General features: G+C 68.0%; 22 protein-coding genes. 12 read left to right on the plus strand and 10 right to left on the minus strand.

Annotated features, from left to right (window positions below; translation table 11 throughout):
* Window positions 1-86: 86 nt before the first annotated feature.
* The 3 genes from clpS to KK7_RS0114805 form a co-directional block, all read right to left on the minus strand.
* Window positions 87-419, minus strand: coding sequence for an ATP-dependent Clp protease adapter ClpS (gene clpS, locus KK7_RS0114795; protein ID WP_010545427.1), 333 nt, complete (start codon window positions 417-419; stop codon window positions 87-89).
* A gap of 168 nt (window positions 420-587) precedes the next feature.
* Window positions 588-1,334 (minus strand): phasin family protein, encoded by a 747-nt coding sequence (locus KK7_RS0114800; protein ID WP_010545428.1) that lies wholly within the window; start codon window positions 1,332-1,334, stop codon window positions 588-590.
* Between the two features lie 120 nt (window positions 1,335-1,454).
* Window positions 1,455-3,191, minus strand: a complete 1,737-nt coding sequence (locus tag KK7_RS0114805; protein ID WP_010545429.1) for a PHA/PHB synthase family protein — start codon at window positions 3,189-3,191, stop codon at window positions 1,455-1,457.
* Window positions 3,192-3,321: 130 nt separating this feature from the next.
* On the opposite strand from KK7_RS0114805, the gene KK7_RS0114810 reads away from it, so the two are divergent.
* A complete protein-coding gene (locus tag KK7_RS0114810) occupies window positions 3,322-4,530 on the plus strand; it encodes an LL-diaminopimelate aminotransferase (protein WP_010545430.1) in 1,209 nt (402 codons plus the stop codon).
* Window positions 4,531-4,856: 326 nt separating this feature from the next.
* A complete protein-coding gene (locus KK7_RS0114815; protein WP_010545431.1) occupies window positions 4,857-5,279 on the plus strand; it encodes an acyl-CoA thioesterase in 423 nt (140 codons plus the stop codon).
* A gap of 1 nt (window position 5,280) precedes the next feature.
* On the opposite strand, the gene KK7_RS0114820 is transcribed toward KK7_RS0114815, so the two are convergent.
* Both KK7_RS0114820 and KK7_RS0114825 read right to left on the minus strand, forming a co-directional pair.
* Complete coding sequence (locus KK7_RS0114820; protein ID WP_010545432.1) at window positions 5,281-5,583, minus strand: hypothetical protein; 303 nt, start codon at window positions 5,581-5,583, stop codon at window positions 5,281-5,283.
* Window positions 5,584-5,667: 84 nt separating this feature from the next.
* A complete protein-coding gene (locus KK7_RS0114825; protein ID WP_029623315.1) occupies window positions 5,668-6,150 on the minus strand; it encodes a winged helix-turn-helix transcriptional regulator in 483 nt (160 codons plus the stop codon).
* 136 nt (window positions 6,151-6,286) lie between these two features.
* Between KK7_RS0114825 and KK7_RS0114830 the strand changes: the two genes are divergently transcribed.
* Together KK7_RS0114830 and KK7_RS0114835 are read left to right on the plus strand one after the other, a co-directional pair.
* Window positions 6,287-8,374, plus strand: coding sequence for a RelA/SpoT family protein (locus tag KK7_RS0114830; RefSeq protein ID WP_010545434.1), 2,088 nt, complete (start codon window positions 6,287-6,289; stop codon window positions 8,372-8,374).
* A gap of 103 nt (window positions 8,375-8,477) precedes the next feature.
* Complete coding sequence (locus tag KK7_RS0114835) at window positions 8,478-10,283, plus strand: DUF885 domain-containing protein (RefSeq protein WP_010545435.1); 1,806 nt, start codon at window positions 8,478-8,480, stop codon at window positions 10,281-10,283.
* A gap of 55 nt (window positions 10,284-10,338) precedes the next feature.
* Here the strand turns inward: KK7_RS0114835 and KK7_RS0114840 are convergent, their stop codons facing one another.
* Both KK7_RS0114840 and KK7_RS0114845 read right to left on the minus strand, forming a co-directional pair.
* On the minus strand, window positions 10,339-11,322 hold the full coding sequence (locus KK7_RS0114840; protein WP_010545436.1) for a DUF6607 family protein: 984 nt from the start codon (window positions 11,320-11,322) through the stop codon (window positions 10,339-10,341).
* Window positions 11,323-11,339: 17 nt separating this feature from the next.
* Window positions 11,340-13,538, minus strand: a complete 2,199-nt coding sequence (locus tag KK7_RS0114845) for a TonB-dependent hemoglobin/transferrin/lactoferrin family receptor (RefSeq protein ID WP_010545437.1) — start codon at window positions 13,536-13,538, stop codon at window positions 11,340-11,342.
* A 166-nt stretch (window positions 13,539-13,704) separates the two neighbouring features.
* On the opposite strand from KK7_RS0114845, the gene KK7_RS0114850 reads away from it, so the two are divergent.
* Together KK7_RS0114850 and KK7_RS20840 are read left to right on the plus strand one after the other, a co-directional pair.
* Window positions 13,705-15,021: an Nramp family divalent metal transporter gene (locus KK7_RS0114850; RefSeq protein WP_010545438.1), complete on the plus strand. Its 1,317-nt coding sequence runs from the start codon at window positions 13,705-13,707 to the stop codon at window positions 15,019-15,021.
* Between the two features lie 49 nt (window positions 15,022-15,070).
* Complete coding sequence (locus tag KK7_RS20840; RefSeq protein WP_040598752.1) at window positions 15,071-16,096, plus strand: glycosyltransferase family 2 protein; 1,026 nt, start codon at window positions 15,071-15,073, stop codon at window positions 16,094-16,096.
* A gap of 39 nt (window positions 16,097-16,135) precedes the next feature.
* On the opposite strand, the gene KK7_RS0114860 is transcribed toward KK7_RS20840, so the two are convergent.
* Both KK7_RS0114860 and KK7_RS0114865 read right to left on the minus strand, forming a co-directional pair.
* Window positions 16,136-16,867, minus strand: a complete 732-nt coding sequence (locus KK7_RS0114860; protein ID WP_010545440.1) for a class I SAM-dependent methyltransferase — start codon at window positions 16,865-16,867, stop codon at window positions 16,136-16,138.
* 1 nt (window position 16,868) lies between these two features.
* Entirely contained in the window at window positions 16,869-17,288 is a 420-nt protein-coding gene (locus KK7_RS0114865; RefSeq protein ID WP_237709227.1) for a GtrA family protein, read from the minus strand.
* A gap of 61 nt (window positions 17,289-17,349) precedes the next feature.
* Here KK7_RS0114865 and KK7_RS0114870 point away from each other — a divergent pair, with 61 nt between their 5' ends.
* From KK7_RS0114870 to KK7_RS0114895, 6 genes are all read left to right on the plus strand, one after another.
* The gene (locus tag KK7_RS0114870; protein ID WP_010545442.1) at window positions 17,350-19,152 is read left to right on the plus strand and encodes a hypothetical protein; all 1,803 of its coding nucleotides are present in this window, start codon (window positions 17,350-17,352) and stop codon (window positions 19,150-19,152) included.
* Between the two features lie 63 nt (window positions 19,153-19,215).
* Entirely contained in the window at window positions 19,216-19,782 is a 567-nt protein-coding gene (locus KK7_RS0114875; RefSeq protein WP_010545443.1) for a cob(I)yrinic acid a,c-diamide adenosyltransferase, read from the plus strand.
* Window positions 19,783-19,864: 82 nt separating this feature from the next.
* The gene (gene egtB / locus KK7_RS0114880; protein WP_040598759.1) at window positions 19,865-21,109 is read left to right on the plus strand and encodes an ergothioneine biosynthesis protein EgtB; all 1,245 of its coding nucleotides are present in this window, start codon (window positions 19,865-19,867) and stop codon (window positions 21,107-21,109) included.
* Complete coding sequence (egtD, locus tag KK7_RS0114885; RefSeq protein ID WP_010545445.1) at window positions 21,109-22,086, plus strand: L-histidine N(alpha)-methyltransferase; 978 nt, start codon at window positions 21,109-21,111, stop codon at window positions 22,084-22,086. Before egtB ends, egtD begins: the two co-directional genes overlap by 1 nt.
* Before the next feature lie 43 nt (window positions 22,087-22,129).
* Window positions 22,130-23,131, plus strand: a complete 1,002-nt coding sequence (locus KK7_RS0114890) for a threonine aldolase family protein (RefSeq protein WP_010545446.1) — start codon at window positions 22,130-22,132, stop codon at window positions 23,129-23,131.
* The gene (locus KK7_RS0114895) at window positions 23,128-24,048 is read left to right on the plus strand and encodes a DMT family transporter (RefSeq protein ID WP_010545447.1); all 921 of its coding nucleotides are present in this window, start codon (window positions 23,128-23,130) and stop codon (window positions 24,046-24,048) included. Before KK7_RS0114890 ends, KK7_RS0114895 begins: the two co-directional genes overlap by 4 nt.
* Here KK7_RS0114895 and KK7_RS21980 read toward each other — a convergent pair.
* Complete coding sequence (locus KK7_RS21980; protein ID WP_100207608.1) at window positions 23,958-24,731, minus strand: Rossmann-fold NAD(P)-binding domain-containing protein; 774 nt, start codon at window positions 24,729-24,731, stop codon at window positions 23,958-23,960. The two genes, KK7_RS0114895 and KK7_RS21980, sit on opposite strands and share 91 nt — an antisense overlap.
* Window positions 24,732-24,761: the final 30 nt, after the last annotated feature.

Below are 24,761 nucleotides of genomic sequence, written 5' to 3' on the forward strand. Positions count from 1 at the left end.
GCGGCAATGCATTGCCAGGGCGCTTGGCGAACGAACCGAAGGTTCAGCGCCAGCCGCCGCCCATCGATCCGGCGGACCGAACAGGCTTATGCCTTCTCCAGCGTGCACTGCAGCGGGTGCTGGTTCTGCCGGGCGAAATCGATCACCTGCGAGACCTTGGTCTCGGCGACCTCGTAGCTGAACACCCCGCATACGCCCACGCCGCGCTGATGGACGTGCAGCATCACCTGGGTCGCTTCCTCGATGTTCATCCGGAAGAAGCGCTGCAGCACCAGCACGACGAACTCCATCGGCGTGTAATCGTCGTTGAGCATCAGCACGCGATACGGCGTCGGCTTCTTGGTGCGGGTGCGGGTGCGCGTGGCGATGCCGAGCGCGTCATCGTTGCCGCGATCGTCCTGGTCGCCGTCCTCGGCCATCCGAATCTGCACTGTACGAAGCTCGACCATAGGCTGGGCAAAATATGTCGCACTGCCCCCAAGGGCAAGGCGTAGCAGGCCCCTGCCCGCATTTTGTGGACATGAAAAAGGGGCAGTCGCCGTAGCGACCACCCCCATTTCGGTGCAACTACCCGTCGGCAGGGCCGATCAGGCGTTGGTCTTCACCTTCTCGACGGCAACCGCGAAGCGGTTGGAGATCGGCTGCGCGGCGTCGCCGGCCAGCTTGATCATCGCTTCGGTGTGCTTCGAGGCTTCGGCGACATAGGCGTCGAACGCGCCGCGCATATAGTCGCTCTGCAGCTTGAAGAATTCGGTCGGCGACTTGACCGACGACAGGCCCTTCAGCGCGGCGGTCGCGCTCTCGAACGAGCGGCGGCTGTAATCGGCAGCTTCCTGGCCCAGGCTCTCGAAGCCCTTGGCGGCGATGCGGCCCGATTCGACCAGGGCTTCGATGTTGCCCTTGGCGAACTCGTTGGCTTCCTCGACCAGCTTGGTCGACTTCTCGACGGCGGCCTTGGTGCGCTCATTCAGGTCGGCGAAAACGGTCTGGGCCTGGGTAGTCGCGTTTTCGAAAGTGGTAGCCATGATAGTCGTTTCCTTCGCGGTGCTGGTGGTGACCGCCGGCGCGACGGTCTCTGCGGCTTCGATCGCCTGCTCGGTGACGGCGGCTGCCGTTTCCACCGGGGCGGTGATCGCCTCTTCGATGTTGGTCTTCACGTCCTGCGGTGCAGCGGCTTCGGCAGGCGCCGGCACCGGCGCCGCTGCCGGGACGATCGTCTCGGCAAGGGCGGGTGCAGGCGTCGGCTTCGCCGCGGCAGCTTCGGCCAGAATCGCGGGCTTGGTAGCACCGCGTGCCGCCGGTTTGGCCGTCGTCTTAGGTCCTTTGCTGGCCATGTGACTAGCTTTCCCTGCCAATTGCTGCGCTGCAACATATAAAGGCTCGACGGCCATTTTGCAAGGCGCCATTGTGCAGTGCACAAAAATCGTCAAACCCGCGAAAATTCGGCCTTCCCGTCAGCGCATTCTAACATATTCGCCGGGCGCGTCGGCGATTGCACAAAGGTTTCCACTGCCGGGAAGCCGCGCACCTTTCGTCGCAACCTTTGCACTGTTCAACGCAACCAACCAGTCCACCCAGTCCGGCCACCAGCTTCCGGCATGTTCCGTCGCGTTTTCGACAAAGGATTCGAGCGACTCGGCCGGCCCGGCATTGGTCCAGTATTGGTATTTCTTTGCCGAAGGCGGATTGATTACGCCGGCGATATGGCCGGAACCGGCCAGCACGAACTTGTGCGGCCCGCGGAAATGCTCCGTCATCTTCCAGACGCTGCGGGGCGGTGCGATGTGATCTTCGCGCCCGGCCTGGATATAGGACGGCGTTTCTACCTTCGACAGGTCGATCGGGGTACCGCCGATGCTGAGCGCGCCGGGCGCGATCAGCTTGTTGTCGCGGTAGAGGTCGGTCAGGTAGCTGAGGTGCCAGGTCGCCGGCAGGTTGGTGACGTCCGAGTTCCAGTGGAGCAGGTCGAACGGCGCATATTCCTGCCCCATCAGATAGTTGTTGGTGACGTAGTTCCAGATCAGGTCGCGCCCGCGCAGCAGGTTGAACGTCGCCGCCATGTAGCGCCCGTCGAGGAACCCGTCGGCGCCGAGGCTGCGGATCATCGCCAGCTGGTCGTCGTCGACGAACACGCGCAGGTCGCCCGCCTCGGTGAAGTCGACCTGGGCGGTGAAGAAGGTCGCGCTCGCCACCTTCGCCGCCTCCCCGCGCGCCGCGAGCACCGCCAGCGTCGCCGCCAGCGTGGTGCCCGCCACGCAATAGCCGATCGTGTGGACGCTTTCCACGCCGAGCAGCTCGCGCACGGTGTCGATCGCGTCGATCTGGCCGCGCTCGACATAATCGTCCCACACCACGTCCTTCATGCTCGCATCGGCCGAGCGCCACGACACGACGAACACGGTGATCCCCTGCGCCACCGCCCAGCGGATGAAGCTCTTCTCCGGCGTCAGGTCGAGAATGTAGAAGCGGTTGATCCAGGGCGGGAAGATGATCAGCGGCGTTTCCAGCACCGTGTCCGTCGTCGGCGAATACTGGATCAGTTCGTACAGCGGCGTGCGCTTCACCACCTTGCCCGGCGTCATCGCCAGGTTGCGGCCGAGCTCGAACGCGCCGGCGGCGGTCTGCGTCATCTGGCCCTTGGCCATGTCCTGCAGCATGTGCTGCAGGCCCTTCAGCAGGCTTTCGCCCTTGGTCTCGACGATCTTCTCGAGCACCTGGGGGTTGGTGGCGGGGAAGTTGGTGGGGCTGATCGCGTCGATGAAGCCCTTGGTGGCGAAGCGGATCTGGTCCTTCTGCCGCGCGTCGACATGTTCCAGCGCCTCGACATTCTTGAGCATGTGGTCGGCGATGACGAAATAGCTCTGGCGGAGGAAGTCGAACACCGGCTGCTCGCGCCACTGCGGCGCCTTGAAGCGCTTGTCGCGCGCCTGCTCGGGCGTCTCGACGAAGGGCTCGGCATGGGCGGGATCGAGGAAGCGCTGCCACAGCTGCATCGTGTCCGCCCAGAACTCGGCGCTGGCCCGCATCGCCGGCGTGGGATCGAGCAGCATGCCGAAGGGCGGCGCGCCGGGGGCCTGCTCCATCAGGTCCAGCCCGTGCTCCAGCATCATCTGCTGCGCGCGGCCCAGCACCCAGGTCCAGTGCTGCAGGTCCTCCAGGCGGGGCAAGGTCGGCGTGCGGGTATCGGCCATTCGGTCCTCTCCTTTGCCCCGCCTTAGCGCAGGCCAAGCAATGCGTCATTCCCGACCGCGCCTTTATGGCGTAGAAAGCGCGGACGACACAATTTTGTGTCGCACACAAGAACCCTTGAAAGTCGAGGAAATGTCCGAAGAATTCTACCGCATCAAGCGCTTGCCCCCCTATGTTATCGCCGAAGTGAACGCGATGCGGGCAGCGGCGCGCGCGGGCGGAGAGGACATTATCGACCTCGGCATGGGCAATCCGGACCTGCCCCCGCCCGACCATGTGATCGAGAAACTGTGCGAAGTGGCCCGCAAGCCCGACGCGCACGGCTATTCGCAGTCCAAGGGCATTCCCGGCCTGCGCCGCGCCCAGGCCAATTATTATGGCCGCCGCTTCGGCGTCGATCTCGATCCCGAGACCGAAGTGGTGGTGACGATGGGCTCGAAGGAGGGCCTCGCCAGCCTCGCCACCGCGATCACCGCGCCGGGCGACGTGGTGCTGGCGCCCAACCCCAGCTACCCGATCCACACCTTCGGCTTCATCATCGCGGGGGCGACGATCCGCGCGGTGCCGACGACGCCCGACGACGCCTATTTCGAAAGCCTCGAGCGCGCGATGAACTTCACCGTGCCGCGCCCGTCGATCCTCGTCGTCAACTATCCGTCGAACCCGACCGCGGAGACGGTGGACCTCGCCTTCTACGAACGCCTTGTCGCCTGGGCGCGCGAGAACAAGGTCTGGATCCTCTCCGACCTCGCCTATTCGGAGCTGTATTTCGATGGCAAGCCGACGCCGTCGATCCTGCAGGTGAAGGGCGCCAAGGACGTCGCGATCGAGTTCACCTCGCTCAGCAAGACCTATTCGATGGCCGGCTGGCGGATGGGCTTCGCGGTGGGCAACCGCCAGCTGATCGCGGCGATGACGCGGGTGAAGTCCTATCTAGACTACGGCGCCTTTACCCCGATTCAGGCGGCGGCCTGCGCCGCGCTCAACGGCCCGCAGGATATCGTCGAGAAGAACCGCCAGCTCTATCACAAGCGCCGCGACGTGATGGTGGAAAGCTTCGCCCGCGCCGGCTGGGAGATACCGAGCCCCCGCGCCTCGATGTTCGCCTGGGCGCCGCTGCCGCCGGCGCTGGCCCATCTCGGCAGCCTGGAGTTCTCCAAGCAGCTGCTCACCCATGCCAAGGTCGCGGTGGCGCCGGGCGTGGGCTATGGCGAGAATGGCGAGGGCTTCGTCCGCATCGCGATGGTGGAGAACGAACAGCGCCTCCGCCAGGCCGCGCGCAACGTGCGCAAATATCTCCAGTCGATGGGGGTCAACACGCCGGCGGCGAACGCGGGGTGATGGCGGCAAGACGGCAGTTTTGCTAGACTGACGCTGCGAATGACACGGGCGTCCCATTATGCGAGCCCCCGCTGCTGCAACGGCGGGGGCTCTTTTTCTGCCTTCCCGAAAGAACCGCCCGAAAGAACCGATCGTCATTCCCGCGAAGGCGGGAATTCATTGGGGCTGACGCTGCGGTTCCAGCCGCGAACGCACCGGCGAATGGATCCCCGCCTTCGCGGGGATGACGACGTGCTGGTGGATGGAGCGGGCCTCCAGAAACGGCACGCCCGCATGCGCACCCCGCACTTGCGAACCCGCCCCCACTCCGGGCAAAGCCCGCCGCCATGCCCCGCCCCGGTTTCCCCTTTTCCACCCGCTTCCGCGTCCGCTATTCCGAGATCGACGGGCAGAAGATCGTCTTCAACTCGCGCTATCTCGAATATGCCGATGTGGGCTTGACCGAATTCTGGCGCTGGGCGGATCTGGGCCGACTGGGGCCCGAATGGCTGGAAGCCGAGTTCAACGTCGTCCGCGCGCAGGTCGACTATAAGCGTGCCTTCCGGTTCGACGACCTGGTGGAGGCCTTCGTCCGGGTCGAGCGGGTCGGCAGCTCCAGCATGACGATGCGGGTCGATCTTTGCCACGCGGAAACCGGCGAGCTGCACGCCGAGATCGAGATGGTCAGCGTCCATGTCGACCTGAGCGAGCGTCGCTCCAGGCCGATTCCGGACGCGGTCCGAACCGCGCTGCTCGCGATCGGCGGCTAGGCTAGACCAGGACGTCGGCGAAGGCCCCGCCCTGCGCGCGGCCGAGCTTGCGCTTCATCTCGTCCTCGATTTCCTGACGGATCGATGCCTGCGCCTCGGGCGCCAGCGCGTCGAACCGGGCCTGGTCGAGGCTGTGGCGCTTGAGCACAGCTTCCTTGGTGCGTTCGGCCGGCGTCTTGCGCGCTTCGCGGAGAAAGGCGGCGGCGGTCTCGTCGACGGGCTCGCCGGTCGCGCCGTGCGTCGCCATCCGCGACGCAACGCCCTTCACGCCGCCACTGCCCAACGCCGAAACACCGATCGTCATGCGCCCTCGTCCCTGCCACACGCCCGCGGCGTGCCCCAGAACATTATAGAAGCGTTTACGCTTTGCGGGGGCCGCACGGCGAAGTTACTCGGCCGCCCGGGCTTCCTCCACCTCTTCGGGCAGCGCCCAGACGAGGTCGCCCTTGCCGAGCACCCGCCCGTCCTGCGCCTGCACCGTCACCGGCGCGATCGGCCGGCGGTCGCGCGCGTCGACCAGGATCGGCGAGGCGGGCACGCCGGTTTCCCAGCGCTCGCCCCATTGGCGCAGCGCCACCATGGTGGGAAGCAGCGCATGGCCCTTGTCGGTCAGGCGATATTCCACCTTGCGGCGATCGTCCTTGCACGGCTGGCGACCGAGGATGCCGTGCTCCACCAGCCGCGCCAGCCGGTTGGCCAGGATGTTGCGGGCGATGCCCAGTTCGCTCTGGAATTCCTCGAAATGGCGGATGCCGTTGAACGCGCCGCGCAGGATCAGGAACGACCAGCGTTCCCCCATCGCCTCCAGCGCCGCCGGCAGGCTGCATTCCCGCGCCATCGCCCGCAGCGTTTCTCGAACGGCTCCACCCATATGGGCTACCCTATCGCAAAAACCGGGGGTGGGAAACCGGCCGCAACGTCACGCTGGTGCAACAGCGTTGCGCGGAAGCCAGACTTTTCCGTCAAATCGGTTGCAAAAGCCGCGCCGGTCACGCCATCTAGAAGACGTGCTGCGTCAGTATGAACTTGTAGACCGGGTCCTTTCCTACGACCCCGAAGCCGATGAGGCATTGCTCAACCGGGCCTATGTCTTCTCGGTCAACGCCCATGGCACCCAGAAACGGGCCTCGGGCGATCCCTATTTCAGCCACCCGATCGAGGTGGCCGGCATCCTGACCGACCTGCATCTCGACGACGAGACGATCGCGACGGCGATCCTGCACGATACGATCGAGGACACGGTGGCGACGCCGGAGGAGATCCAGCGGCTGTTCGGGCCCAATGTCGCCCGCATGGTCGACGGCGTGACCAAGCTCTCCAAGATCGAGGCGCAGACCGAAAGCGAGCGCGCCGCCGAGAACCTGCGCAAGTTCCTGCTCGCCATGTCCGACGACATCCGCGTGCTGCTGGTGAAGCTGGCCGATCGCCTGCACAACATGCGCACGCTCCACTTCATCAAGAAGGAGGACAAGCGCCGCCGCATCGCCCGCGAGACGATGGACATCTATGCCCCGCTCGCCGAGCGGATCGGCATGTACGAGTTCATGAAGGAGATGCAGACGCTCGCCTTCCGCCAGCTCGAGCCGGAAGCCTATGAATCGATCACCCGTCGGCTGGACAGCTTCCGGATCGAGGGCGAGGACCGGGTGCTCAAGATCGCCTCCGGGCTCAAGCTGCTGCTGGGACGCGGCGGGATCGATGCCGAGATCACGGGGCGCGAGAAGCACCCCTATTCGATCTGGAAGAAGATGTCCGAGCGCCATGTGAGCCTCGAGCAGCTGTCCGACATCATGGCCTTCCGCGCGATCGTCGATACCGAGGAGGAGTGCTACCGCGCGCTCGGCGTGATCCACCGCCGCTGGCCGATGGTGCCGGGGCGGTTCAAGGACTACATCTCGACGCCGAAGCGCAACGGCTATCGCTCGCTGCACACCACGATCATGCATGCGGGCGACACCCGCATCGAGATCCAGATCCGCACCCGCGACATGCACGCCCAGGCCGAATTCGGCTTGGCGGCGCACTGGGCCTACAAGCAGAGTTCGGTGCGGCCCGACACCCAGGTGAGCTGGATCCGCGACCTGATCGAGATCCTGGAACATGCCGAGAGCCCGGAAGAGCTGCTCGAACATACCCGCATGGCGATGTACCAGGATCGCATCTTCGCCTTCACCCCCAAGGGCGAGTTGATCCAGCTGCCCAAGGGCGCGACGCCGATCGACTTCGCCTATGCGGTGCACACCGATCTCGGCGACCAGGCGGTGGGTGCCAAGGTCAACGGCAAGGTGGTGCCGCTGCGCACCGAGATCGAACAGGGCGATCAGGTGCAGATCCTCCGCTCCAAGGCGCAGGAACCGCAGCCCAACTGGCTGAACTTCGCGATCACCGGCAAGGCGCGCGCCGCGATCCGCCGGCACCTGCGCCACAAGGAGCGCGACGAGACGATCCGGCTGGGCCGCAAGCTCTACGAGGACATCGTCGCCCGCCTGCCGGTGCCGCCGGGCGACGGCGCGCTCGCCGAGGCGCTGAAGCGGCTGAAGCTTCCGGACGCGGAATCGCTGATGGAGGCGATCGCCCGGCGCACGCTGACCGACGGCCAGGTGATGGAAGCGGTGATGCCCGGCTCGGCCAGCGGCGAAGACGACCAGTTGCCGCCGCAGCACCATGCGATCGACATCAAGGGCCTCACCCCCGGCGTGGCGTTCACCTATGCCGAGGATTGCTGCCCGGTGCCGGGCGACCGCATCCTGGGCGTGCGCAAGCCGGACCAGCCGATCGTCGTCCACCGCATCGACTGCCCGAGCCTCGCCGATGTCGAGGAAGCCGACTGGGTCGATCTCACCTGGGGCGACAAGGCCGATGGCGGCGTGGCCGAGATCGCGGTGACGCTGAAGAACGAGCCCGGCGCGCTGGGCACGGTCGCAACGCTGATCGGCCAGCACAAGGCCAACATCCTCGGCCTCCGGCTGGATAACCGCGACACCACCTTCCACACCAACACGATCGATCTGGAGGTGCGTAACGCCGCGCACCTGATGAAGCTGCTCGCGGCGCTGCGCGCGGCGGACGCGGTGAGTTCGGCCGAGCGGGTGTGAGCGTCGCCCGTTTCCTTGCTCGCCAGGGGCAAGGAAACGGGCTGGACCTTGAACCGAGACGCGCTACCCTCCCCCGCATCAGACCTATCGGAGGGGGAATACCGTGGACCGTCGACACTTCCTCGCATCGTCGAGCACCGCCGCGCTCGCCGCGCTGATCCCGGCCGCCGCGCGCGCCGCGGTGGCGGGCACGCGCGATGCCGAGATCAACGCCGTCTACAACCAGATCGTCATGGAGCGCATCCAGCGCTCGCCCGAATTCGCCACCTCGCTCGGCTTCGATAAGGGCCCGAACGCCGCCCTCAAGCACAAGCTCAGCGACGGCAGCCCCGCCGCCAAGGCGCGCAACCTGGCCGATACCAAGGCGGCGATCGCCAGGATCGAGGCGTTCGATCCCGCCACCCTGTCCGAACCCGCCCGGCTGGACCGCGAGGTGGTGCTCTATTCGTTGCGCAGCGGCACGGTGGCGCAGGACAAGTTCCAGATCGATTCGGTCGGCCGGCCCTTCCCGATCTTCCAGCAGGGCGGCGCCTATTTCTCGACGCCGGACTTCCTCAACACCAGCCACACCATCGTGACGCAGGACGATGCCGAGGCGTATCTCGATCGCCTCGACGCCTTTGCCGGCGCGCTGGATCAAGACACCGCCGACCAGAAGGCGGCGGCGGGCCGCGGGCTGGTCGCCCCGGGCTTCTGCCTGGAACTCACCCTCGCCCAGATGGCCAAGCTGCGGCAGCCCGATCCGGCGGCGAACACGCTCACCCAGTCGCTGGTGCGCCGCGCCGCCGCCAAGGGGCTGGCCGGCGACTGGCAGGCCCGCGCGGCGAAAATCGTCGGCGACAAGGTCTATCCCGCACTCGACCGTCAACAGGCGCTGATCCAGCAGCTGCACGCCAAGGGCCGGACCTCGGCCGGGCTGTGGGACGTGCCGCGCGGCCAGGAGATCTATGCCGCCGCGCTGGAGCAATGGACCACCACCAGCTTCACGCCGGATCAGGTCCACAAGATGGGCCAGGAACAGGTGGCGGAGATCAGCGCCCAGCTCGATGCGCTGCTCAAGGCGCAGGGCCTGACCCAGGGCAGCGTCGGCGAGCGGCTGACCGCGCTCAACGCCCGCCCCGACCAGCTCTATCCGGACACGGCGGAGGGCCGCACCGCGCTGATCGCCGGGCTCAATACCGGCGTGCAGGAAATCGCGACGCTGTTGCCCAAGGCGTTTATCAACCCCAACAAGGCGCCGCTGGAAATCCGCGCGGTGCCGGTGGAGATCCAGGACGGCGCCTCGAACGGCTATTACACCCGCGCCGCGCTGGATGGCTCGCGCCCGGCGATCTACTGGATCAACCTCAAGAGCGTCCACGACTGGCCGAAATACAGCCTGCCCTCGCTCACCTTCCATGAAGGGCTGCCCGGCCACCATCTCCAGATCAGCACCGCGCAGGCGGCGGAAGGTCCGCTGATCCGCAAGTTCGGCTTCTTCAGCGCCTATACCGAGGGCTGGGCGCTCTATGCCGAGCAGCTGGCCGACGAGATCGGTGCCTATCACGGGCCCCTGGAGCGCGCCGGCTATCTCCAGTCCTTCCTGTTCCGCGCCGCGCGGCTGGTGGTGGATACCGGCATCCACACCAAGAAATGGAGCCGCGAGCAGGCGACCGACTATCTGGTCGCCACCACCGGCTTCCCGCGCGCCCGTTCGCAGCGCGAGGTGGAGCGCTATTGCACCCAGCCGGGCCAGGCCTGCGCCTACAAGCTGGGCCACATCGCCTGGACCCGCGCACGCGCCAACGCGCAGAAGATCGCCGGGCCGAAGTTCGACCTCAAGCAGTTCCACGAGGTGATCCGCCTCGGCGCGATGCCGCTCACCATGTTCGAGCGGCTGGTGGAGGAGCGCGCCAGGGCGATGGCGTGATGCAAGGTTCGCGCGCGGGCCGGTGGCCTTCGAACTCCCCGGCCCGCGCGCAGGATCAGGCGGCCCTGGTCGCCTGATCCATAAGCGTCTTGGCCAGCGCGATCGCGTCGGCTTCGGTCTTCTTGCCGGCCTGCACCTCGTCGGCGATTTCGAGCAGCCGGCTGGCGATCACCGTGCCGGCCTGCGCCGCCTCGGTGATGCGGATGCCGTTCTTGGCCTGCGCGATGCGGTCCCATTCCGCGCGGATCGCCGCCCAATAGCCCTTGGTCGCCGCCCAATAGGCATCGGCCGCCTTCACGTCATAGCCGTCGAAGCGGGTATAGCTGTTGAGCACATATTCCTGGACGACCGGCTGCAGCGTGCCGTCGATCACGCCCATCTTGGTATTGTCCTGCCAGTGGATCCAGCCGTTCGGGGTCGGCTGGTGGCGGTTGATGCCGAGATAGCGGTCATAGACCGGCCCGCGCACCGCATCGCGCCGGGCGAGCGGACGCCAGGTCCAGCCGGAACGCCAGCGCCGCACGCCGCCCTCGGTGGTCCACTGCCCCCAGCTGCCATAGCGCGGGCTGTCATCGACCTGATAGACGGTCTGCGACCAGCGGCCCCGGCGCATCGCCTCGGGCACCGCTTCCCATTTCCATTCGTTCGGGCCGGCATAGACGAGCACGCGGGCGGGCTCATAGTCCCAGTCCTGGCGCCAGTGCTTGATCACCATGGTCTTGCCGCCCTGCTCGACCACCAGCAGGTGCTGGAGGACGATATGGCGGCCGCTGTCCTCGATCACCCGCACCACTTCGTTGCCGCCGGAGATCGATCGGTCGAGCGGGGTGTAGTCGGCGCGCCAGGCAGTCGATTCCTGCATGTCGAAGCGCACCTTGAAGGTGCCCGCCATGGCGAGGATGTCGCGCCGGTCGGCGGCGAACGCGGTCTGTTCCTCGGCGGCGCTGCGCGGTTTTACCGGGCCGTCCGCCGCCGCCGGCAGCGCCGGCAGCAGGGCGGCAAGGCTCAGGGCCAGCAGGCCGATGTGTCGAAACTTCATGATGTGCCCTCCGATGTTCAGAAGCGGTAGCTGATCGAGACGCTGCCGTTGCGTCCCGGCTGGGTGTAGGCGTCGGTGATCGTCGAGCTGGCGGCGAGGCCGCGCACGTCGTTCCACCAGGCATATTTCTTGTCGAGCAGGTTGAAGATGCCGGCGCGCAGCGTGAGCCCGTCCGTCACCCGCACGAAGGCGGTGGCGTCGACGATGGTGAAGGCATCCGGGCGGAAGCAGGCGGCGGTGCACACGCCGGTGGTGGCACTCGCCTCCTTGCGGGTGCTGTGCGTCACGATCAGCTGCCCCCCGAACGCCCCGTCGGGCGCGCGGTAGCCGAGCCCGCCGACGATCTTGGCGGGATCGACCGTCGAGAGCGACGCCCGCGCGCCGTTGCGGATCACATCACCATCGGCATAGGCGAAGGCGAGGTTGGCGCTGAAGCCCCGGCCGAGCTGGGCATCCACCCGCCCTTCGATGCCGTTCACCCGCGCCTCGTCGAGGTTGATGAACTGGTACACTGCGGGGTTCGCGGGCGTGAACCCACCGCCCACCACTTCCTGCGAGATGAAGTTGTCGTAATCGGCATGGAAGCCGGTCAGCTGCACGCGCACCCCGCCGCCGCCGAAGCGGATGCCGCCTTCCACGCTGCGGCTGGTCTCGGGCTTCAGATTGGGGTTGGGTTCCGAACGATAGCCGAAGGCGAGGTTCTGGAAGAACTGGTTGACCTGGCTCGGCTCGGGCGCCTTGAAGCCCTGCGCATAATTGGCGAACAGGCTCACGTCCGGGCTCAGCGCCCAGGTCGCGCCGATCTTGGGCGAGACGCGCGAGCCGCTCTGGCTGGCCGAGTTGAACGCCGGCAGCGCCGCATCCTTCTGCGGATCGAGCGCATAATGGTCGAAGCGCAGCGCCGGGAACAGCGTCACCGGGCCGAGGCTGATCTCGTCCGAGACGAACAGGCCGGCCAGCGTGAAATCGGTGATCGGGAAGGCGCGGGTGGGATAGGTCTCGCCCACCGGCGGCACGGTGCCGTCGCGGATGCCTTCCTGCCGGGTGCGGCTCGCATCGGCGCCGATGATCAGCCGGTGGCGGAGCGCCCCGGTTTCATAGCCGAACACGATCTCGCCCGATCCGCCGAACACGCGATTGTCGAAGGTGTTCAGCCGCGTGCGATCGGCGAGCACAACGCGGTCCTCGGCGGAAAACTGGCTGTCCTCGGCCTGCTGCCAGTAGAGGCTGAGCCGGGTGCGCTGGATCGCGCCCTGCCCGGCCCAGGTCCAGTCGAACGCCGCACGCTTGCGCTTCGTCTTGTCGTTCGCCGTGGTGCCGGCGACGCTGGTGCTGACGCTGGTCAGCACGTTGCTGTCCATCCGGTTGTCGAGATATTCGCCGGTCAGCCGCAGCTTGTGGCCGGTGCCGGGCTCGTAGACGATCCGGCCCAGCACGGCGTTCGAATCGCCGTCCTGCGGATTGGGTTCGGTGCGCGCGGCACCGACGCCGCCCACGCTGCCCTTGTTGTCCAGCTCGGCAAAGTCGCGGCGGGTATAGGCGACCATCGCCGACCAGGCGCCGCTGCGCCCCGCCAGAATGCCGGTCTCGCTCCATTCCTGGTCGGACGACTGGTAGCCCGCCCGCACCAGCCCGCCCACCGACTTGCCGCCGGTCAGGAAATCGCCCGGATCGGCGGTGGTGAAGCTGATCGCGCCCGCCAGGCCGTCGCTGCCATAGAGCGCCGAGGCCGGGCCGCGCAGGATCTCGACCGACTTGACCAGGCCGAGATCGACATAGTCGCCGCGCCCCACGCTCTGCGCGCCGAAGGTGAAGCCGTCGGGCACGCGCACGCCGTCGACCTGGATCAGCACGCGGTTGCCGCCGATGCCGCGCACGACGAAGCCCTCATTGCCCGCACGGCCCGTGGTGCCCGCCGCCGCGCCGAAGCGGGCGGGCTGGCGCGGCACGCTCACGCCCGGCTCGAAGCGCACCAGATCCTTCACGTCGTTTACCAGCTGGTCGGCCATCTTCTCGTCGGTGACGACCGTCACCGTCGCGGGCACCTTCTGCGTATCGGTGGCGAGGCGCGTCGCGGTGACGGTGATGGTGGCGGGATCGGGCTTGCCGTCCTGCTCTGCAGCGGCGGTCTGCTGCGCCTGCGCGAACGCCGGCGCGGACGACAGGTAGGCGAACAGGCTCGCCGCCCCGGCGAGGCGGGCGATGGAATGGATCACGGGGACTCCCCTTGTTTGATACTGCGACTGATTCGCAGTCGCTATAGCTGTAAATCCGGGGACGTCAAATCCCAGCCGTAACGATCCGGCGCGCGCGGGCAGGTTGCCGTGGCAGGCCGCGGCCGCCACAAGGGCGCTCGCCCGTCCCCTCGCCCGCGAGCCCGCCATGTTCCGATTGCCCCGTACCGCCACCGCGCCTTTCTGCCCTTCGGAGGTGCGCGGCACCGTGACGGTGCCCGCGGGCCTGTCGCCGCTCGCCAAGCTGCTGCGCTATATGGGGCCGGGCCTGCTGGTGTCGGTCGGCTATATCGATCCCGGCAACTGGGCGACCGATATCGAAGCGGGATCGCGCTACGGCTATGGCCTGCTGTTCGTGATCCTTGCCGCCAGCGCGGCGGCGATGCTGCTGCAATCTTTGTGCGCGCGGCTGGGCATCGCGACGGGGCGCGACCTCGCCCGGCTGGTGCGCGACCGCTATTCGCCGGGCGTGGCGCGCACCCTGTGGGTGTTCGCCGAACTCGCGATCATCGCCACCGACGTGGCCGAGGTGCTGGGCAGCGCGCTCGCCTTCCAGCTACTGCTCGGCATTCCGCTATGGATCGGCGTGCTGATCACCGCGCTCGACGTGGTGATCGTGCTCAGCCTGAAGGGCCAGGGCTTTCGCGAGCTGGAGGCGATCATGCTCGGGCTGGTCGGCACGGTCGCGGCCTGTTTCGTGGTGCAGCTGTTCCTGTCGCCGCCGGACGGCGCGGCAGTGCTGGCGGGCATGATCCCCGATGCAAGACGTCTCGCCGACCCCCATGCGCTCTACCTCGCCATCGGCATCCTCGGCGCGACGGTGATGCCGCACAATCTCTATTTGCACAGCTCGGTGGTGCAGACCCGCGTCTCGGGACCCGACGAGCCTGCCCGGCGCGAAGCGGTGCGCTATGCCCAGATCGACATCATCGCCGCGCTGCTTGCCGCCACCTTCGTCAACGCCGCGATCCTGATCGTCGCCGCCGCCGCGTTCAACGCCAACGGCAATACCGGCGTGCGCGAGATCGAGGACGCCTATCGCCTGCTCACCCCCGCCACCGGCGCCGCGATCGCCGCCCCCCTGTTCGGCATCGCCCTGCTCGCCTCGGGGCAGAGCGCGACCTTTACCGGCACGATCGCGGGCCAGGTGATCCTGGAGGGGTTCCTCGACCTCAAGATCCCGTGCTGGGTCCGCCGCCTGATCACGCGCGGGCTGGCGCTGGTGCCCGCGCTTGCCGGCGTGCTGCTGCTCGGCGACCATGCGGTGGGCAAGCTGCTGGTGCTGACCCAGGTGGTGCTTTCCGCCGGCCTGCCCTTCGCGATGGCGCCGCTGCTGCTGCTCACCGCCGATCGCCGCCTGATGGGCCGCTTCGCCAGCCCGGTGTGGCTGCAGGCGATCGGCTGGCTGCTGTTCGCCGCGATCACCGGCGCCAATCTGTGGCTCGTTTCGAACCTGTTCGGCTGATGCGCGCCCGCTCGACGTGCCGTTCCGGCAGCGCTACAGACCGGCGATCATGAAACGTCCCCAGCTTTCCGTCGTCGTCCCCTGCTACAACGAAGAAGCATGCCTCGACATGCTCCACGCCCGCGTCAGCGCCGCCGCGCGCGACGCGGTGGGCGATTCGTACGAGATCGTCTTCGTCAACGATGGCTCGCGCGACCGCAGCTGGGAGGTGATGCAGCGCCTGTCCGCCGCCGATCCGCACCTCGTCGCGATCAACCTGTCGCGCAACCACGGCCACCAGCTGGCACTCACCGCCGGGCTCGACCTGTGCGCCGGCGAGCAGATCCTGATCATCGACGCCGATCTGCAGGACCCGCCCGAGCTGCTGACCGAGATGCGCGCGACGATGGCCGCGCAGGGCGCCGACGTGGTCTACGCCGTGCGCCGCAAGCGCGAGGGCGAAAGCCTGTTCAAGAAGGCGACCGCGGCGATCTTCTACCGCATGCTCGATCGCATCACCGACACGCCGATCCCGCTCGACACCGGCGATTTCCGCCTGATGAGCCGGCGTGCGCTCGATGCGCTGCTGTCGCTGCCCGAGCAGGCGCGCTTCATCCGCGGCATGGTCGCCTGGATCGGCTTCCGCCAGGTGCCCTTCGTCTATGACCGGCACGAGCGGCACGCGGGCGAGACCAAATATCCGCTGGGCAAGATGATCCGCTTCGCGCTCGACGCGATCACCGGCTTCTCCACCGCCCCCTTGCGCTTCGCCAGCCATGTCGGCCTGCTGCTGACGGCGGCCTCGGCGCTGCTGGTGCTCTACATCCTCGTCGCCTGGCTGCTCGGCCGCGCGGTGCAGGGCTGGACCTCGACGATGCTGGTCGTGGTGGTGCTGGGCGCGGTGCAGATGTTCGTGCTGGGGATGATCGGCGAATATCTGGGGCGGCTCTACGTCGAATCGAAGCGGCGGCCGCTCTACCTGATCGCCGATGTCGCGGGGCCGGTGCAGGGCCATGCCTCGCTCGGCTATCGCCATCAGGATTCGGGTGCGATCAGCGTCTCGCCCCAGGCCCGCCACAACGACGCGGCGGAGTAACGCCGCGCTCCCCTCCCCTCTGCGGGAGGGGAAGCAGGCTTAGCGCTTCGGCTCGGCCAGCACGATGATCGACAGGCCGGGCGGCATCGGCAGGCGGCCGAGCAGGTGGCGCTCCAGCCCGAAGATCGTCTCGAACGCCTTGTTGAGCACGGCCGGCGGCGGCGAATCGTCGCTGTCGTCCTTGCCCATCAGCTTGCCGGCAAAGCGCGCCGCCACCGCCACCGGGAACAGCAGCGAGTTGAACCAGCGCAACTTGCGCCACTTCAGCCCCGCCTTCTCCAGCGCAGCGAGCAGCGTGCGCTTCGAATAGCGGCGCTTGTGGTGGTTCACCACGTCGTGCGCGCTCCACATCCACTGGTGCGCAGGGACCGTGATCAGGATCTTGCCGCCGGGCTTCAGCACCCGCGCCATCGCCTTGAGCGCCGCCACATCGTCGTCGATATGCTCGACCACGTCGAGCACCGCGACCAGATCATAGCTGCCCGGTTCGACCCCGGTCAGGTCGGGCAGCGGCGACGATCCCACCGGCTTGCCCAGCCGCGCGCTGGCGATCTCGCGCGCCGCCGGATCGATCTCGATCGCGTCGACCTCGCCGAACGCACCCAGCATCGGCAGGTTGTGGCCGGTGCCGCAGCCGATCTCGAGAATGCGGGCGTCCTTCGGCACCGCGCCGTAGCGGGCGAGATAATCGGCCAGGATGTCGCGGCGGGCGCGATACCACCAATGGGTGGAGTCATGCGCCGCCATGCGGTCGTAAACGATGCGATCCATATCAGCCGAAAACCCACAAACGGTTGAGTGCAAAGGTGGCGAAGGGCGTGACGAACACCGCGGGCACCAGCGGCCACCAAGTGGGGCCATGGACCCAGGGGCCGGTGAGCACCCAGGTGAAGCCCGCGTTCATCAACATGCCCGCCGATTGCACGACGAAGAACTTGACCTTGAGCGCCGCATTCTGCTCGGCGCCGTGCCCCTGGAAGCTCCAGCGGCTGTGAAAGACATAGCCGAACACCACCGCGACGAAAAATCCTGCCACCGAGGCGAGCACCGGCGGGATCACATAGGTGGCGAGCGGCCAATAGACGCCAGCGTAGACCACGGTGGAAAGCCCGCCGACGATCACGAAGCGGATCAGCTGCTGCACCACCGGCTTCGCCAGCAGCGTTTCCATCCTGTGCAGTACCGCCGTCACTCTCGCTTGCCCTTGGACCCTAGCCCGCCCTAATGCGCACCAGCATCCGAGGAAAGCGATTTTGACGCCCACCCCTACCCGGCTCTTCCGCCTGCGAGACGAATTCGACCGCCACTGGCTCCTGTGGACGCTGGTCGCCTGGGCCTGTGTGGTGGTGTGGTTCCTCCAGCAGCGCCAGGGCAATATCTACTGGCTCACGCTGGGCGATACCGACGACAATATGCGGCTGATGCAGGTGCGCGCGCTGCTCGCCGGCCAGGGCTGGTACGATCTGCGCCAGTACCGGATGGACCCCGCGCTGGGCGGGTTCGACATCCACTGGTCGCGGATCGTCGACCTGCCGATCGCCGGGCTGATCCTGCTGCTCAAGCCCTTCCTCGGCACCGCGACGGCAGAGAAATGGGCGTGCGGCATCGCGCCCTTGCTGCCGCTGTCGATCACGATGACCGGCCTCGCGCTCACCGTCCGCCGGCTCGTCTCGCCCTTCGCCTGGCCGATCGCGCTGGTGCTGCTGGTCTCCGTCTGCACGACGACGCTGCCGATGTACGCGCCGCTGCGGATCGACCATCATGGCTGGCAGCTCGCCGCGCTGGCGATCACCGTCGCCGGCATCGCCGATCCCCGGGGCGCGCGCGGCGGCGCGGTGGTGGGCCTGGCGAGCGCCTTCTCGCTCTCGATCGGGCTCGAACTCCTCCCCTTCTGCGCGATGGCCGGGGCGATCCTGGCCCTGCGCTGGGTATGGGATGCGGCCGAGCGGGGCCGGCTGATGGTCTATGGCCTCACCCTGGGCGGCGGCTCGGCGATCGGCTTTGTAGCCTTCGCCTCCAACGCCAACCAGGCGATGCGCTGCGACGCGCTGACCCCGGTATGGCTCAGCGTGCTGGTTGCCGCCGGCGCACTGCTGGTCGCGCTGACGATGGCCAACCCGCGCTCGCGCTGGGTGCGGCTTGCGCTGGCGGCGGTGGCGGGCGGCGCGATCGTCGCCGGCTTCGTCCATTTCTTCCCGCAATGCCTGGGGCGGCCCGAGCAGGTGTCCGACGAGCTCTACCGCACCTGGCTCTCCAACGTCCGCGAGGCGCGACCGATCTACCGCCACCCGGCCGAGACGGCGGTGCCGGTGGCGATCGTCGCCGGGCTCGGGCTGCTCGGCGCGCTGCTCGCGGTGTGGCACGCGCGGCGCAGCCCGATGCTGGTCGGCTGGGCGGCGATCGCGCTGTTCACCGGCTTCGCCGCCGCGATGCTGCTCTGGCAGATGCGCGCCGCGCCGGGGGCGCAGCTGCTCGCCGTGCCGGGCATCACCGCGCTGATCTGGATCCTGGTGCCGCTGCTGGTGCGGCGCGGGCCGCTCTGGGTGCGGATCGGCGTCGCGCTGCTCGCCTTTGCCGGCATCGGCATCGCCGCCAGCGGCGTGAAGATGCCCTGGGCGACGAAGAACGCGACCAAGCCCGGCACGGACAAGGTGCGCCAGGCCAATATCGCCTGCACGCGCACCTCGCAGCTGCGCACGCTCGATGCGATCCCGGCGGCGACGATGTTCACCCAGGTCGATCTCGGGCCGCGGCTGATCGTGGTGACCCACCACAATGCGGTGGCCGGCCCCTATCACCGGAACGGCCAGGCGATCCTAGACGTCCACCATGCCTTTACCGGCACGGCAGCGGGCTTCCGCGCCATCGCCGCGCGGCACCGGGCGGCGTATCTGCTGCTCTGCCCGAACATGGCCGAGACGACCGTGTACCGCGCCCGCAACCCGGTGGGATTCTACGCCCAGCTCGCCCGCGGCCAGGTGCCCGGCTGGCTGGAGCCGGTGGCGCTGCCCGACGGCTCGCCCTACAGGCTGTGGAAGATCCGCTACGACCGATGAGCGGCAGCACCTGCACCTTCGCCCCCTAGCCGAGACGGGACTTCCGCCCTACCGTCCGGCGCCATGGTCAAGCTGAACAAGATCTACACCCGCACCGGCGATGCCGGCACCACCGGTCTCGCCGACGGCTCGCGCGTCTCCAAGGCTTCCGCCCGGCTGGAAGCGATCGGCGACGTCGACGAGGCGAACAGCGCGATCGGCGTTGCGCGCACGGCGCTGGCCGCCGGCGACCCGCTCGATGCCACGCTCGCCCGCATCCAGAACGACCTGTTCGATCTCGGCGCCGATCTCGCCACGCCGGGCGATCGCGAGGGCGCACTGCGGATCACGCCGGCGCAGGTCGAATGGCTCGAATCGGCGATCGACGATCTGAACGCGGCGCTTGCGCCGCTCAACAGCTTCGTGCTGCCCGGCGGCAGCCCCGCCGCCGCCGCGGTGCACCTTGCCCGGGCGATTACCCGCCGGGCCGAACGTGCCGCCGTCGCCGCCAACGATCAGGGCACGCTGAGCACCAACGCCTTGGTTTACCTCAACAGACTCTCGGATTTTTTGTTCGTGGCGGCCCGCCACCTGAACCAAAATGGCAGCGACGACGTTTTGTGGGTGCCTGGGGGGCCGCGTAACCAATAGCACTCGATCCCCGCATCCCACCGTATGGGTTGTCCCGGCAACGGGCTTGCGGTAGGAGAACAGAGTGAGAACAAGCCCGGTCATCGCCACGGCTCCCGACGCCCTTGCCAGCCGGTTTCTCGCTGTGCGGAACCTGAGTACCGCACTGGTCGCCACGCTTTCCGACGCAGATGCGACGATCCAGTCGATGGACGACGCCTCGCCCGCCAAATGGCACCTGGCGCACACCAGCTGGTTCTTCGAGACCTTCGTGCTGCGCGATCATGTCGCCGGCTATCGAATTTTTGACGAGCGCTGGCCCTTCCTGTTCAACAGCTATTACGAGGCGGAGGGCCAGCGCCATGCCCGCCCCCGCCGCGGCATGCTCTCGCGGCCCACGCTGGACGAAGTGCACGAGTATCGCGCGGCGGTGGATGCCGCGCTGCTCGCCGTGCTGCCGGAGCTGCCGCCGGCCGCGCTGGATCTGGTCGCGCTCGGTTGCCAGCACGAGCAGCAGCATCAGGAATTGCTGCTGACCGATATCCTCCATCATTTCTCGGTCAATCCGCTGGAGCCGGCCGTCTGGCCCGGCGCGGCCAAGGTGCCGGTAGCAATGCCCGGCCCGATCGGCTGGATCGAAGGTCGCACCGGCCAAGTCTCGGTCGGCTGCGAGAAGGATGGCGCCTTCGCCTTTGACTGCGAGGGCCCGCGCCATCCCACCCTGCTCCATCCCCATGCGCTTGCCGACCGCACCGTCACCAACGGCGAATGGGCGGCCTTCATCGCCGAGGGCGGCTATGCCGATCCGCGTCACTGGCTGTCGGACGGCTGGGCCTGGGTGCAGGCAAACCGCATCGCCGCCCCGCTATACTGGCAGGCGGTGGACGGGGTATGGACCCGCTTCGGGCTCGACGGCCGCCGCCCGATCGATCCGGCTGCGCCGGTCACCCATATCAGCTTCTTCGAGGCCGACGCTTATGCCAGCTGGGCCGGCGCCCGGTTGCCGACCGAGTTCGAATGGGAGGCGGCCGCCAGCGGCGCCGATCCCCTTTCGGGCAACCAGCTCGACGCCGCAGGCCCGGTGGAGCCGCGGCCGTCCACCGGCGGCCCGGCCTGGTTCGGCGACGTGTGGGAATGGACCGGCAGCGCCTATCGGCCCTATCCCGGCTTCCACGCCGCCGAGGGCGCGGTCGGCGAATATAACGGCAAGTTCATGAGCGGGCAGTTCGTGCTGCGCGGCGGCAGCTGCGCCACCCCGCGCGGCCATGTTCGCGCCAGCTACCGCAATTTCTTTTATCCCCACCAGCGCTGGCAGTTCACCGGCGTACGTCTGGCGAAGGACCTCTGATGCTCAAGCAGGAACTAGAAGACGGCCAGGCGAGCCTTGCCGACCCCCATTTCCGCGCCGATGTGCTGACCGGCCTCGCCGCCAGCCCGCGCGCGATCCCCGCACGCTGGTTCTACGACCGGCGTGGCTCGGAGCTGTTCGAGCAGATTACCGAGCTGCCGGAATACTACCCCTCGCGCACCGAAAGCGCGCTGATGGCGTCGATCTCCGCCGATCTCGGCAATCTCGCCGCCCCCAATGCGGCGGTGGTGGAGTTCGGCTCGGGCTCGTCGGTGAAGACGCCCCGGCTACTGCGCGCGATCGATCCGGCGGCCTATGTGCCGATCGACATTTCCGGCGAGTTCCTGCGCCATTCCGCGGCCCAGCTCTCCCAGGCGTTTCCGGGGCTGCCGGTCTATCCGGTGGAAGCCGATTTCCTCCGCCCGGTGCCGCTGCCCGAGCAGGTCGCGAAGATGCCCAAGCTGGGCTTCTTTCCCGGCTCGACGATCGGCAACATGAATGCCTGGCACGCGGTCGACCTCCTGCGCGCGATGCGCGAATGGCTGGGCGAAGGCGCGCGGCTGCTGATCGGGATGGACCGGGTAAAGTCGCCCGAGATCCTCGTCCCGGCGTACGATGACGCCGCGGGCGTGACGGCGGCGTTCAACCTCAACCTGCTCGAGCGGATCAATCGCGAGCTGGACGGCACGATCCCCATTGATGCCTTTCGCCACCGCGCCATCTGGAACGCCGATTTCGCCCGAATCGAGATGCATCTGGAAGCGCAGCGCGATATCGACTTCACCGTTGACGGCCGCCCCTTCTCGATGGCCGCGGGCGAGACGATCCATACCGAGAACAGCCACAAATACGGCCCCAACGGCGCCCGCCAGCTGCTCCGTTCGGGCGGCTGGACGCCGATCGAGCAATGGACCGACGCGAACGACTGGTTCGCGCTGATCCTCTGCGAGGCCCAGCCGCTTCGCCGAGCGCCGTAACAGACCGTTGACCGGGCGTGTGCCAGGCAGCAAGGGTCTGGCCATGCGCTTCTTTTCGGACAATGCCGCCGCCGTCTGCCCGCCCGTGCTCCAGGCGCTGGTCGATGCCAACACGCTCGACACCGCCTATGACGGCGATGCCTGGTCGAAGCGGCTCGACGGTGCCTTTTCCGATCTGTTCGGCACCCAGGTTCGCGCGCTGTGGGTGCCGACCGGCACGGCGGCCAACTGCCTCGCGCTGACCGCGCTCTGCCCGCCGCATGGCGGCATCGTCTGCCACCGCGACGCGCACATCAATTGCGACGAGGGCGGCGCGCCCGAATTCTACACCCACGGCGCCAAGCTGCTCACTGCCACCGGCCCCGGCGCCAAGCTGACGCCCGACGCGATCCGCGCGGTGATCGATCCGATCCGCAACGACGTGCACCAGGTGCAGCCGCACGCCATCTCGATCACCAACGCGACCGAATATGGGCTGGTCTACACGCCCGACGAGGTCGCCGCGATCGGCGATCTGGCCAGGGCCCGCAGGCTGGGCCTGCACATGGACGGCGCGCGCTTCGCCAATGCCGTGGCACATTGCGGCTGCCATCCGGGCGACGTCACCTGGCGCGCGGGCGTCGACGCGCTCAGCTTCGGCTTCGTCAAGAACGGCGGCATGAGCGCCGAGGCACTGGTGTTCTTCCGCCCGGAACTCGCCGACGTCACGCTTTACCGCCGCAAGCGCGCCGGTTTGCTCTTCTCCAAGGGCCGCTACCTCGCCGCGCAGCTGCTGGCGATGCTCGAGAATGACGTCTGGCTGGCCAATGCCCGCGCCGCCAATGCAGGCGCCGGGCTGCTGGCAGCAGCGGCGGGCGACCGGCTGGTCCACCCCGTCCAGGCCAATGAAGTGTTCCTGAGGGCCACCCCGGAGGAAGCCGCGGCCTTGCGCGCGCTGGGCTTCGATTTCTACGACTGGGCCGAGGGCGAGGTGCGTCTCGTCACCAGCTGGGACCAGGCCGAGGACGCGATCCGCCCCCTGGCGCAAGCGATCGCGGCGCTGTGATCGGCGCACCGGCACCCCCGCGATCGGCGCGGATCACCGTGCTGATCCCGTTCCTGCTGGTGACGCTGATCTGGGGCTCGACCTGGCTCGTCATCAAGGACCAGCTGGCGGTGGTGCCGCCCAGCTGGTCGGTGAGCTATCGCTTCCTCGTCGCCGGGGTGACGACATTGCTGTGGGCCGCCTCCCGCCGCGACCGGCTATGGCTCGACGCCCGGGGGTTCGCCTTTGCGGGCGCCCTGGGGCTCGCCCAGTTCGTGCTGAACTTCAATTTCGTCTACCGGGCCGAGGCGCATGTCACCTCGGGCGTGGTCGCGGTGGTCTATGCGCTGCTGCTGGTGCCGAACGCGATTCTCGCGCGGATTTTCCTCGGCCAGAAGATGGGGCGGCAGCTGCTGCTCGGATCGGTGGTGGCGATGGCCGGTGTTGCGCTGCTGTTCGTTCATGAAGCGCGGCTCAACCCCGTCGGGCCGCACGAGGCGCTGATCGGGATCGGCATAGCGCTGGCCGGCGTGCTTTCCGCCTCGGTCGCCAACGTGATGCAGGCAACGGGCACCGCCAAGGCCTATCCGATGGCCTCCACGCTCGGCTGGGCGATGCTGATCGGCGCCGCGCTCGACGCCGGCTTCGCGCTGGCCACGGTCGGCCCGCCCGTGATCGAGACCCGGCCGGCCTATCTGCTCGGCATCGTCTATCTGGGGGTGATCGGTTCCTCGATCACCTTCACCATCTATTTCCAGCTGATCCGCACCATCGGCCCCGCCAAGGCGGCCTATACCAGCGTGCTGATCCCGGTGATCGCGATGCTGCTGTCGACGCTGTTCGAAGGCTATCGCTGGTCGCTGCTGGCGGTGGGCGGCGGCGTGCTGGTGCTGGTGGGGCTGGTGCTGGCCTTGAGGGCGCGCAGGCCCAACCGGTAATCGGTGTAGCGCGGCCGCCAGCCGAGCAGCCGCTTCGCCTTCCCGTTCGCGACGCGGCGATTCTCGGCATAAAAGGCGCGCGAGGCGGGGCTCAGCGCCACCTCGTCCGGCGTGACGGCAGGTCCGGGATCGATGCCGAGCAGTTCGGCCGCATAGGCGAGCACCTCGGCCTGCGGCGCGGGAAGATCATCGGCGAGGTTGTACGCGCCGGGCGGCCCGTCGAACGCGGCGATCACACCCGCCACCAGATCGTCGACATGCACCCGGCTGAACACCTGGCCGGGGAAGAACACCCGTACCGCCCCCGCCGCCATCCGCTCCAGCGCCGAGCGTTCGGGGCCGTAGATGCCCGGCAGGCGGAAGACATGCGCGTTGGGCAGGCCGCCCCAGCCGCGATCGGCATCGAGCCTGCCGCCCCGTCGCCCGCGCAGCGGCGCGCGCTCGTCCACCCAGCCGCCGCCGGTATCGCCATAGACGCCGGTGGAGGAGAGATAGCCGAGCCACGCGCCGCTGGCGGCGAGATCGGTGCCATAGGCGGCGAGCACCGGATCGACCTCGCCCGGCGGGATGCTCGACAGGATGTGCGTCGCCGCCGCGATCTCGGCCCGGGTGCGGTCGCGATCGTCGAAGGTGGCGCGCGTTACCGTCGCCACCGTGCCGCCCCCGCCCGCCACCGCCGCCATCAGCCGCGACGCGGTATAGCCGGGGCCGAA

The sequence above is a fragment of the Sphingomonas elodea ATCC 31461 genome (assembly GCF_000226955.1).
GTDB lineage: Bacteria > Pseudomonadota > Alphaproteobacteria > Sphingomonadales > Sphingomonadaceae > Sphingomonas > Sphingomonas elodea.